Raw genomic sequence first — 9,229 nt, forward strand, 5'->3', positions numbered from 1 at the left:
AAATTCTTGGCCGCCCGGTGACTATTGCTGGTTGGCCGGTTTGCGTCGTGGGAGACGGGGTTTGATCAGGCCGAACGTGTAGCGGCCGATGATGATGATGCTCACAAACATCGAGATGATGACGACTGCGGGGTCCTCGCCTCTCGCGATGAGGCCAACCGACGGGACGATGACGTACGTCCCCAAGATGATCCGGTGCATGACGTCGTCTGCCCGCATCATGTAGTTCATCGAGTATGCAACGGTCCCCGCGACGGTCCCGGCGATCAGGATGCCGATTGCGAGAGTGAGAAGCGTTGTGAGTGGTGTCATGGGTGTGTTCTGCGTGGCTGTGGGTTTGAACTTATGGGTGCGCCCGCGTTGGGTCGTCTGCCGGTGATTCTGTGTTCGAGCGAACGAACTTCCGGAATCGTGAATGCGCCACGATGGGCGAGCAGTGTTCCGGTGTCGGGATAGACTCGGTGGTCTTCCGGCCGGTCTCGCCCGCCTGTTCGATGCGTGTCACGCGAAAGTCTGTGCTTTTCGACGGCCCGGCGATCTCGATGAACACGTCTGTCTCTTGGTCCGGCGGCGTCTCTTTGCGGTAGCGGACGTGGAACTCGGCTCCATACCGAACGCCCGGCGACCGATCAAGGACCCATCCAGCCGGTGTTTCGAGCAGTTGTGCGTCGAACGCTGGGTGAGCAACGCCGCCGGGACTGTGCCGTCGCATCCAGCGGACCGCCTTGTCTCGGAGGTCACTGGCCAAGGTGGTCGATTGGACCTTGCTGTCGAATCCGTCCGGCACCATCGCGGCGTCTGCGCCCGAAACGCGGCTGTCGAACACCTTCAGAAACGAGTAGTCGCTGGGGTTGTGGTGAAGTTCGACTCGGCGTTCCGGTGTGGTCGTGCTTCGCCAGACTTCACGCGACAGCCTGGCGTGTGGATCGTACTCCCAGCCGTTGATCGCCATCGGAGCGCCCGGACAGAAGTCCCACGATGGGTCGAACGGTGACTCTGACTCCGGGTGGTACTCGCCTGCGGCTGGCTCCCACGCAAGATACGGGTCGTCCGTGTCTTCGTGAGACTTCTCGAAATAGAACTGCTTGAGGTGGGCGCTCCCCTGCGTGTGCCAGCGGCCTTGGAGTATCCGGATGAGCTCGCTGGTCTCGGCCGTTTTCGTCGTCCACTCGTATCGCTCTGGGCGGTGAAGCACGACGTCGAACTCGTTGTCACTCGCGTGTCTCGCCCAGAGTGCGTACTCCCACTCCCACTCCGAGGGGTGATCGGCAGGCCCGTCGCCGCTCGTCGCGTGGAGAACACGGTCGGAGTCGTACAGTGGCTCCAGCTGGTTCCGTTCTGGTTGGGCTTTGAACCACGGCTTCTCGGCGGTGGCCTCTCCGAAGCTCGCAAGCCCGACTTGGTTCTCGAAGAGTGTGCCCAGCGTGATGCTGTTCGCGAAGTCCTCGTGAGCGTCGATCGCGACCGTCTGTCGGGTCACCGGGGGATTCTCGCCCGGCACGTCCCGTGGGTCGTCGATGCCGCCTTTCAGCTGGTCGATGGCCGCCTGTTTCGAGTCGGCCTCCCAATACTGTGCGTCGAGAAACCGGGCTCGAACGATCGCCCAGCAGTCGTCTGCGAACGGCGGCTGGATCGAAATCGGCCACGCCGAACTCATCGCCCTGTCGAGTGGTGGCGGCCCATCGTCTCGCGGGCTTGATCGAAGATTGCTTCTCGCTTCCCACGTCGCGACTCGCCAGTCGCCGTCACGACGAGCGCGTACGGCTTCTCGTTGGCGTTGGGCAGTCGGACCACGCGGATGGTCCCGCCCGCTGGGTGGCTCCATAGTGCCGTCTCTCTGCGTGGCGTGTCGGCTCCGCCGCCGACGAGGTGCGCGTCGAGGTCCCAGCCGTTTGGCGGCGTGCCGTTGATCGGATCGAACCGTTCGCCGTCTTTCGGGTATGGGCCACCGCGGCCGTACTCGGTCTCTGTGGCAGGCATCGTCGCTACTCGTCGTCCTCGCGAAGGCCCCACGGATCCTCGTGGACACGCAGGTCGTATTCGCTCAGGTCCTCCCGGAGGAACTCCGAGGGACAGTACGTGTATCGCTTGTCCTCGAGTACCCACATCACGAGCCCGTGGTCGTACACTTCCAAGACGTATCGGACGTCGGCGACCGTCCCGCCGTTGTGTGGGTTTCGGCGTTCGATGACATCGCCGACGTTCACCGCAATCTCGGTCTCGTCGTCGGACTCGGTGTGCGGCCTCCGCTCTGGCGTCCCCGGCTTGGGGATGGTCGTCTGGTCGTACGCTTCTCGCAGATTTTCGGGGTTGATGGGTTCGGTCATGGATTTCACTTCGCTGTCTGCGCCGTGGCTGGTTCGTTCTTGTCGAAGGACTGATCGCTGTGGAGATGGACGTTGATCAACTCTTCGAGTGATCGAAGGGCGACCGCTTCGAGAATCGAGTCCGCGTACTCTGCGTTGCGCCCCTGTCGGTACGTTTCGAACTCGTCACCACACAACGTGTGGACGGTCCGGATGTCTCGCAGTAGTTCGAGGGCGTCGCGCTCGCCATCGTCCATCACCACCAACGACTCGTGCTGATGGGCGATCTCGTGGGCGGCCCCCACTCGCGAGATGTTATCGTCCTCTTCGAAGTAGGCGGTCGCCTCGTTCAGGATCTCCTTGAGGTACACTGGGATATTTTCCATCCTTCATCACTCTCGGGAGGTATAAACTCTCCTACGAGAACGTCGACTGCCGCTCGACTCCCGTGGCGTCCGGCTTCGGCGGCTCCGGTGTCAACTCTGGGATACTCGACTCGGCGAGTGCGCTGGCCACCTGGTCATCGTCGATCAGGTCACTCGTCAGCAGGCTCAGTTCGCCGGCCAGCTGGACCAACGGACACGAGTCGGCTGTCAGATTCTCCGTGCCTTTCGCCGAGAGGTACGATGCCGACTCCGTGGCCACGAGCCCAGCTGCCTCGTGGGGGAGCGTCACCGAGTTGATCAGCCCGCTGTGGTTGCGAACGATTCGGACAAGGTCGGCGCTCACGTGGGGCGCGTGGATGTTCAGATTGACACCGCCCTCGAGGACGTCCTCGATCGTTGTGAGGATGTCCTTGAACTGCTCGTAACTCTGTGTTCGCGAGGAGAGCCCACGGACGGCGAAGTCAGTCGGATTGTTTACCGACCGGAGTCCGCTGGCATGGTCTGTCTCGTACAGGAGATGCTTGATACAGGCTCCCGTCAGCTCGTACGGCGCAACAACCGGCACAAGCAGTGTCGGTTCCGTCTGGAAGTCATAGTTCGAGTACAGCCGAACCGCGTCCGCGATCGCGTCTCTTGCCGTCCCGGTATAGCTCGCTGGGAGCACTTCGTCGACGTGAGCGTTATCGGCCGTCTCGAAGAGTTCCATCGGGAAATTGCTTCCCGGTGGTCGGTTGTCGACGAGTCGGAGTGTCTGTGTCCGGCGGCGCGTTCGTTCGACTGCCTTCGGCTGTTCACACGCTTGTTCGAGAGTGACTGACCGGTACGGCCAATAGTCGCCCGCCAGATCCGACACGTAGCGAGAGTCGTCGAGCTTGGGAACGAAGACGTCGATGTCGGAGCGCGACGCGATACGGGTTCGGTCGTCATCGTCTGCGATGTGCTGTGAGAGGCCGTTCATGGTGGAAGTGTCGCTGAGCGGTGGCTCACCGGATTTCGGATTCGTCAATCGTGGACGCCCAGAAGCCGGGGTTCACGGTGTAGCCGGTGCCGTCGACGACGAATTTCTGCGGGAGCGCCGTGATCTCGAGTGTCGAACCGATGTGGCTGGTGACGAGCCACGTGAGCTCGTCGGCGACCTTCGCGTCCAGATACACGGAGCCGCGTTCGACGGTGAAAAACTCCGCTGGGAGCCCCCAGTACAGATCCGTCTCGGAGTCGATCTGGCTTTCGAACAACGCGGGCTCGAGGATGCCTTCCACGCGGTCTTCCGTTTGGACTCGCGTTCTCACGCCGACTTCTTCTTTCTCTTTAGCTTCCATCTCATCTCCTCTCGGAGGCTATAAACCTCCTCAAGCGGACCCGAGTGTTGTGTTCGCTCCACCGCCGAACGTTACTTGATCGAGATGGTTGGTCAGCTTGTCGCGAAAGTTCACAAGGAGGTCGGTGTCGATGTCGTTGGCGTTACTCGACGCGAGCAGTTCGTCGAGCGAATTGTAGCGTGACTCGAGCAATTCCCACTCGAAGTCGGGATTCGCGTCGAGGATGTTGTTTTCGAGCCGCTTGTGGTACTTCTCGAACTGGTCCCAACGGACGCGAACGTCCTCGTCGCTCGTCATTGCCGGCGAGAGCATCCGGGCGATGTCCATCAGTTCCGCCGACATCAACTGCGCCGAGGTGCTGGCACTGTCGGTCCCCTGTGCGGTCCCCACATAAATGGGAATCCGCGAGGTGCCGGCGATCCGGCCCGACGAAGCGTGGTGCTGGGGTGTCGAGAAGTCCACCGATTGGAGCAGCGCCGGGTCGTCTCGTAGGGCTTGGATGAGCACTCTCGAAGAGCCCACGCCGAATGCGTGGACGTACGGCGCGTATCCTGCGACCTCTCGGAAGGACTTGATACAGGCTACCTGTTCGGTCGGCGTGAGGTTCTTCATCCCACCGAGCGCGAAATGCCCGCGTTTCGCCTGTCGAGGGTAGTGTTCGGCAAGATACGCGAAGTGGAGGGCGTGGTTCGGTTGAAGCGGCACGATCACGGTCGCCGGGAAGGTGGTCTCATCGACGTAATCGAGAAACGCCGCAACCTTTTCGGCAGTCTCTTCGATCGCCGTCCGCATCTTGACGTTGGGCGTGTTGACGGTGTCGTTCGGGATGATGTAATCGGGCCGGCGCTCGTAGGCGGCGTCGACGAGCTCGTTGATCTTCGCCCCGGACAGCGACGGCTCACGAGACGGTTCGGCTGTCGCGGTGGCCTCTCCGGTGAAATCTCCGAGCGTGGCGTTGACGGGTGTGTCCGTGTTCGATTCCGCTTCTTGGAAGCCGGAGTCGATGATGTACTTTGAGGAACTGCGTCGGACGGTCGGGATCGATTCATCGACCGGCTGGAGCCGACATGGCCAGTACAGCCGACCGTTCCCGCCCGACAGATAGATGTCGACGACGGCGCTCCGGTTCGCCAGAATCCGCTGTTTGACGTCTTCTTGCATAGCTCAAATCTTCCTCTCTATTCTCTTCGGAGGCTAGAAACGCTCTTAGGCGGCCTGCTCGGTCGCGCTAGCGTGTGCCTGCTGGTTCCGCTCGTGGTCTTCGATCAGCGTGTCGATATCCGTCTTGAGGCTCCACGTGAGACAGCGCGACATGGTGTCGTACCCGTTATCGAATTTTCGAGGCCACTGGAAGTCGTGCAAGATCGACTTGACCTCGTCAGGGAACCGCGGCGTCGAGATCACGACGGAGATTGTGCCGTCGTTGTCGATTCCGAGGCTGGCGGTCCCGATGTCACAATCGATGTGTGCGAGGCGTCCACAGAGGTCTTCAAGCGCCGCCTGCTTTCGCCGGATTGTCGCTCGCTGGTCGCGATACTCGTCGTGAAGCGTCTGGGCGTCCTCGAAATACAGGTCGGTGTCGGTGTTACTCGCTGAGGTGTTATCTGAATCCATAGTTGGGTTGAATCGTCGTTTCTCTGTGAGTTCTACGCCGCTGGGGGGAGAAGAACATCCACGACGAAGCCGTATGCCGTCGTGTCGCCGCGAACGAGCGTGTCGAACTGTGCGTCGAGCCACTCGTCGACGTCTGCGTCGGGTGGGATGTCGAGATCGCCCCGAGAGGCGATCCACTCGCCGACGTTGTCGGTCCACCAGCACGCGAGCGTCTCGTCGTCCAGTGTTTGGAGTTCCTGGAGGTACGCCTCAAGGTCGGCATCCGAAAACCGATTCGGCATTTCCAGTTCGAGTTTCCAGCGACCGAGATCACGCTGGATTCGCCGTCGTTGAGCCGTAGTGAAGCCGTCTGTCGGCACTTTCTCTTTGGACATCTTCTCTACTCATCCCCGGAAGATACAAAACATCAATCAAACGATGTGTGTGGATCGCACTACAGGGACGGGGTGTAGCCGTCCATCTTCTCGATCCGATAAACAAATATTTAGTGACCATCTGGAGATGGTTGTCAGAGGCACGGGGGCGGGGGCTCTCCCGTCCCGTCCTCAAAACAACGTTGCCTGCGTTTCCTGTGCTGCCGTCAGCGCCGCTGGATCGGGGGCGTAGAGGTGTTGGCTCGTCAGGATCACCGGTCCGTCGATGGATTGCTTGAGTTGGGCCTCCTTCGAGCCGCTGTCCCCGTACGTTTGGCCACGACGGATCGTTTTGAGATACTTCGACTCGATATCCGCAAGCGGCCGGCGACTGAGCACGTCTCGATGGGTGTTCGTCACGAACGCGGCGATGGCGGTCTGCTGACTGTCGGTGAGTTCGGAGGTGGTGTAGTTTGGTTCGAGAAACACGGCGTTTGTGCTCTCCGCCTGTCGCCACGCTTGCGCTTGGGCCGGGTAGTCCCAGAGTTCGATCGAGGTCCCATCGGCGAAGATGGTCGCGTACGCCGCGCTGTGGAAATAGATATTTTCGCTACAGGGTTCACAGACGACGGCGTTGAGTCCGATGAGCCTTGCATCGACTGGCGCACAACCACAGAACGGACAGGTTGGGCTGGTGTGGAGGAGCTCTTTGAACGAATCGTTCATGCTTGGGCGTGTTCGCCTGCGAGTTCTCGCTCGAAGATGTCGGTCGTCGACTCGAAGAGGGCGTCCCACTCCGGGGGCGTCTCGAGAATCCTGTTGAGTTGGGTCTGAAGTTGTGCCGTCGTCTGGACGGGATCGATGAAGGGGACGTACTCGTACGTCCAGACGCTCGTGTCGTCGATCGAGAGCCACGTGGAGTGTTTCTCGTTGGCGAGTGCCTCGTCTTCGCTGGCGACGATGGGAACGCCGTCGACGGCCTCGGCGGTCTCGTATCGCTCAATGCGATCTTCGTAGAAGCGGCGTGCGCCGAAATCGAGAAAGAGGATGCCGTCCGGTGAGAGCGTACACACGCGACCCGTTCTACCGGCCGCCAGCTCGAAGAGATCGTGATGGCCTTCGAACCACGGGACTGGCTCTTCAAACAGCGGGACCAGCGCCGGCTCGACGCGGTGGCCGTCGTGTTCGATGCCGTCTGTGAGTTTCGTGACCGATACGTCGAGTGGGTCGACTGTGCCGACGCCGTCGCCGATCAGGGTGACGACCTCGCCGTTGATCTCCGTGATGAAGACGTTGTCGCGGCCATGCTCAGTCGCGAGGCGGTTGTGTCGGGTTTCGATCAGGGTAGCGTGCTCGTGGTCTTCTGTGTCGATAAAACTCATCTTCCACTCCCAAACGGGATTTATAAACCTTCTACTGGCCGTATTGTTGTGTCAGTTGACAGCATTACCCAAACAGAGATACTACTGGGCTGTGGAGGCTAAAGTGTAAGCCATGGGATACGGAGAGTACGACGAAGACGAGTACGCACGGTTTGAGGGGATGAGGTCGTTCGAAACCGACGAGGAGCCTCTTTCCGGTCAACATGATGGAGAGCTCCGTACGGAAGGTGGTGAGGACACAACTGCGTTAATTGAGAGGCTAGATGAGATGCGTTGAGTGTCGGTAGCTATCGTTCGCTCTTCTTGTTGTGGTTGTTCTCAATTCGGTGCTACTGGGGCTTGTTTCTTGTCTGTTATGCCGATCCGTTCCTCAAGTGATCCGAGTTTCTTCACCGAATGTTTGTATTCTGGGGTAGTATAGCAGTTTCCGTACGGTGACTTGTCTAGCGCCCGGTGTTTCGACCTGAGGGCGTGGTATTCACGTTGAGGTGGGTTGTGTAGTGGTCTGGATAGGAGTTCCTCGACGGCACCAACCAGGTCGTGTTCACCGACCGGCTTTTCGAGGCACGCATCACAAGGAATGTCAAAAATATCGGTCTCCGGGGGGTTTGCAGAAACGATCGCGACGGCGGGTGTGTGTTCGCTACGGTCGATTTCTATGGCTGTTTCTGTTCCCGTTAGGCCAGGCATCTTCCGATCGAGAAGAACGACGCAGACTGTCGGATCAAGTGCATCTAAGGCGGATTCTCCGGAGCTTGCTGTTTCTACGTCGTATTGGGGCTCAAGAAACAATCTCTGTAACTCGCGGAGCTGGGGGCCGTCGTCAACGACGAGGATCTTTTGGTATCGGTTTACTTGTTCTTTCATGACTCGTTTCGGGTATCATGGAGGTGACGGGAAGGCTGGGATTCGAACCCAGGAGTCCTCTCGGACACCGGTTTTCAAGACCGGCACAATAGCCACTCTGCCACCTCCCCTCTAGCCACGTAGTGAGTACAGCCCGTTAAGGCTGTTTCGGTCGGCTGTTTGGAACGAACGTCATGTTCCAGTAGGTCACTCTTCGGGGTCTGCTCTGGCGTCGTCAAGGGCTTCAACTACTTCTCTGTATTCGTCGTGGTCGTGGTCTGTGTTTGTGATGAATGCTCCTTCGAATGCGCCATCCGGCTTGCTTCTCGTTGCTAGACGCTCCCACGAGTCTCCATTAAAATGGACCCCGTGGATCGAATCCTCGGTGATGAGGACGAAATCGGAAATCGTTGGAGCGTCTTTCGGGTCGCCCACTCTCGTGGGAGAGACCGTCACGGCTTCGAGAGCGGTGGCAGCTAGTTGTTCTTTTTCGTTAAACGACAACTTTCGGTTGGGGAGTGAGCTGATGTTCATGGTGGTTGGTTAATCTGAAAGTGCAGTCTGGATGTGCTCGATGCTTTGTGATGGTTCAGTATAAACACCCGCCGGTTCGAGGTAGGTCTGAATAGTGAGCGTGATCGCATGGATGAGCACGGTGACACACCGGTCGTGGCTGTCGTCGTGGCTCAGCGTGAACAGATGCCAGTCTCCGGTCTCGTCGACGCACGGTTCGGCGGAGTCGGCGTCCAGTGTCCACGAGTTGTCGTACTCGAGAGCCTCAAGTAGTTGTTCGCGGAGTTCCTGTGCGGTTTCTTCGGTCAGGTGATCGGTGTTTTTGAGTGTGGTTTCGAATTCGGTCATCGGTTTGGTGTTGGGTGGGGGCGTCATCGGCGGTGGTTGTCACTGGGTGGAAAGATGAAGAGAGGAGAGAAGGCCGCAAGAGCCAGGACAGGGATTTGAACCCCGGTGTCTCTCGATTACAAGTCGAGCGCATGAACCACCCATGCTCTCCTGGCACTACGA

Annotated in this window: 16 protein-coding genes and 2 tRNA genes; 1 reads left to right on the top strand and 17 read right to left on the bottom strand. The window is 59.5% G+C overall.

Features of this window, described 5'->3' with window-relative positions; all coding sequences use genetic code 11:
* Positions 1-21: 21 nt before the first annotated feature.
* From BN903_RS01060 to BN903_RS01115, 12 genes are all read right to left on the bottom strand, one after another.
* A complete protein-coding gene (locus tag BN903_RS01060) occupies positions 22-312 on the bottom strand; it encodes a hypothetical protein (protein WP_048075945.1) in 291 nt (96 codons plus the stop codon).
* A gap of 31 nt (positions 313-343) precedes the next feature.
* Positions 344-1,657: a hypothetical protein gene (locus BN903_RS01065; RefSeq protein WP_048075946.1), complete on the bottom strand. Its 1,314-nt coding sequence runs from the start codon at positions 1,655-1,657 to the stop codon at positions 344-346.
* The gene (locus tag BN903_RS01070; protein ID WP_048075947.1) at positions 1,654-1,980 is read right to left on the bottom strand and encodes a hypothetical protein; all 327 of its coding nucleotides are present in this window, start codon (positions 1,978-1,980) and stop codon (positions 1,654-1,656) included. The genes BN903_RS01065 and BN903_RS01070 overlap by 4 nt, the downstream gene beginning before the upstream one ends.
* 5 nt (positions 1,981-1,985) lie before the next feature.
* A complete protein-coding gene (locus tag BN903_RS01075; RefSeq protein ID WP_154017964.1) occupies positions 1,986-2,327 on the bottom strand; it encodes a hypothetical protein in 342 nt (113 codons plus the stop codon).
* A gap of 5 nt (positions 2,328-2,332) precedes the next feature.
* Positions 2,333-2,692: a hypothetical protein gene (locus BN903_RS01080; protein ID WP_048075949.1), complete on the bottom strand. Its 360-nt coding sequence runs from the start codon at positions 2,690-2,692 to the stop codon at positions 2,333-2,335.
* 31 nt (positions 2,693-2,723) lie between these two features.
* Positions 2,724-3,650, bottom strand: a complete 927-nt coding sequence (locus BN903_RS01085) for a hypothetical protein (protein WP_048075950.1) — start codon at positions 3,648-3,650, stop codon at positions 2,724-2,726.
* A gap of 25 nt (positions 3,651-3,675) precedes the next feature.
* Positions 3,676-4,011, bottom strand: coding sequence for a hypothetical protein (locus tag BN903_RS01090; protein WP_048075951.1), 336 nt, complete (start codon positions 4,009-4,011; stop codon positions 3,676-3,678).
* 30 nt (positions 4,012-4,041) lie between these two features.
* On the bottom strand, positions 4,042-5,172 hold the full coding sequence (locus BN903_RS01095; protein WP_048075952.1) for a hypothetical protein: 1,131 nt from the start codon (positions 5,170-5,172) through the stop codon (positions 4,042-4,044).
* A gap of 45 nt (positions 5,173-5,217) precedes the next feature.
* Complete coding sequence (locus BN903_RS01100; protein WP_048075953.1) at positions 5,218-5,625, bottom strand: hypothetical protein; 408 nt, start codon at positions 5,623-5,625, stop codon at positions 5,218-5,220.
* A gap of 32 nt (positions 5,626-5,657) precedes the next feature.
* Entirely contained in the window at positions 5,658-5,999 is a 342-nt protein-coding gene (locus BN903_RS01105; protein WP_048075954.1) for a hypothetical protein, read from the bottom strand.
* A gap of 171 nt (positions 6,000-6,170) precedes the next feature.
* A complete protein-coding gene (locus BN903_RS01110) occupies positions 6,171-6,704 on the bottom strand; it encodes a hypothetical protein (protein WP_048075955.1) in 534 nt (177 codons plus the stop codon).
* Complete coding sequence (locus BN903_RS01115; RefSeq protein ID WP_048075956.1) at positions 6,701-7,360, bottom strand: hypothetical protein; 660 nt, start codon at positions 7,358-7,360, stop codon at positions 6,701-6,703. Before BN903_RS01115 ends, BN903_RS01110 begins: the two co-directional genes overlap by 4 nt.
* A gap of 112 nt (positions 7,361-7,472) precedes the next feature.
* On the opposite strand from BN903_RS01115, the gene BN903_RS16215 reads away from it, so the two are divergent.
* The gene (locus BN903_RS16215; protein WP_154017965.1) at positions 7,473-7,637 is read left to right on the top strand and encodes a DUF5786 family protein; all 165 of its coding nucleotides are present in this window, start codon (positions 7,473-7,475) and stop codon (positions 7,635-7,637) included.
* A 41-nt stretch (positions 7,638-7,678) separates the two neighbouring features.
* Here the strand turns inward: BN903_RS16215 and BN903_RS15410 are convergent, their stop codons facing one another.
* The 5 genes from BN903_RS15410 to BN903_RS01135 all read right to left on the bottom strand — a co-directional run bounded on the left by BN903_RS15410 (position 7,679) and on the right by BN903_RS01135 (position 9,222).
* Positions 7,679-8,227, bottom strand: a complete 549-nt coding sequence (locus tag BN903_RS15410) for a response regulator (protein ID WP_079890528.1) — start codon at positions 8,225-8,227, stop codon at positions 7,679-7,681.
* A 27-nt stretch (positions 8,228-8,254) separates the two neighbouring features.
* Positions 8,255-8,337, bottom strand: a tRNA-Ser gene (locus BN903_RS01120).
* A 76-nt stretch (positions 8,338-8,413) separates the two neighbouring features.
* On the bottom strand, positions 8,414-8,740 hold the full coding sequence (locus BN903_RS01125) for a hypothetical protein (protein ID WP_048075957.1): 327 nt from the start codon (positions 8,738-8,740) through the stop codon (positions 8,414-8,416).
* Positions 8,741-8,749: 9 nt separating this feature from the next.
* A complete protein-coding gene (locus tag BN903_RS01130) occupies positions 8,750-9,067 on the bottom strand; it encodes a hypothetical protein (RefSeq protein WP_154017966.1) in 318 nt (105 codons plus the stop codon).
* Between the two features lie 80 nt (positions 9,068-9,147).
* Positions 9,148-9,222: transfer RNA gene (locus BN903_RS01135), tRNA-Thr, on the bottom strand.
* Positions 9,223-9,229 lie beyond the last annotated feature (7 nt).

Source organism: Halorubrum sp. AJ67, assembly GCF_000513435.1.

What these genes read in the sequence shown, in the direction of transcription:
- BN903_RS01060 (WP_048075945.1), bottom strand. Translation starts at nt 312, where the DNA reads ATGACACCACTCACAACGCTTCTCACTCTCGCAATCGGCATCCTGATC.
- BN903_RS01065 (WP_048075946.1), bottom strand. Translation starts at nt 1,657, where the DNA reads ATGAGTTCGGCGTGGCCGATTTCGATCCAGCCGCCGTTCGCAGACGAC.
- BN903_RS01070 (WP_048075947.1), bottom strand. Translation starts at nt 1,980, where the DNA reads ATGCCTGCCACAGAGACCGAGTACGGCCGCGGTGGCCCATACCCGAAA.
- BN903_RS01075 (WP_154017964.1), bottom strand. Translation starts at nt 2,327, where the DNA reads ATGACCGAACCCATCAACCCCGAAAATCTGCGAGAAGCGTACGACCAG.
- BN903_RS01080 (WP_048075949.1), bottom strand. Translation starts at nt 2,692, where the DNA reads ATGGAAAATATCCCAGTGTACCTCAAGGAGATCCTGAACGAGGCGACC.
- BN903_RS01085 (WP_048075950.1), bottom strand. Translation starts at nt 3,650, where the DNA reads ATGAACGGCCTCTCACAGCACATCGCAGACGATGACGACCGAACCCGT.
- BN903_RS01090 (WP_048075951.1), bottom strand. Translation starts at nt 4,011, where the DNA reads ATGGAAGCTAAAGAGAAAGAAGAAGTCGGCGTGAGAACGCGAGTCCAA.
- BN903_RS01095 (WP_048075952.1), bottom strand. Translation starts at nt 5,172, where the DNA reads ATGCAAGAAGACGTCAAACAGCGGATTCTGGCGAACCGGAGCGCCGTC.
- BN903_RS01100 (WP_048075953.1), bottom strand. Translation starts at nt 5,625, where the DNA reads ATGGATTCAGATAACACCTCAGCGAGTAACACCGACACCGACCTGTAT.
- BN903_RS01105 (WP_048075954.1), bottom strand. Translation starts at nt 5,999, where the DNA reads ATGTCCAAAGAGAAAGTGCCGACAGACGGCTTCACTACGGCTCAACGA.
- BN903_RS01110 (WP_048075955.1), bottom strand. Translation starts at nt 6,704, where the DNA reads ATGAACGATTCGTTCAAAGAGCTCCTCCACACCAGCCCAACCTGTCCG.
- BN903_RS01115 (WP_048075956.1), bottom strand. Translation starts at nt 7,360, where the DNA reads ATGAGTTTTATCGACACAGAAGACCACGAGCACGCTACCCTGATCGAA.
- BN903_RS16215 (WP_154017965.1), top strand. Translation starts at nt 7,473, where the DNA reads ATGGGATACGGAGAGTACGACGAAGACGAGTACGCACGGTTTGAGGGG.
- BN903_RS15410 (WP_079890528.1), bottom strand. Translation starts at nt 8,227, where the DNA reads ATGAAAGAACAAGTAAACCGATACCAAAAGATCCTCGTCGTTGACGAC.
- BN903_RS01125 (WP_048075957.1), bottom strand. Translation starts at nt 8,740, where the DNA reads ATGAACATCAGCTCACTCCCCAACCGAAAGTTGTCGTTTAACGAAAAA.
- BN903_RS01130 (WP_154017966.1), bottom strand. Translation starts at nt 9,067, where the DNA reads ATGACCGAATTCGAAACCACACTCAAAAACACCGATCACCTGACCGAA.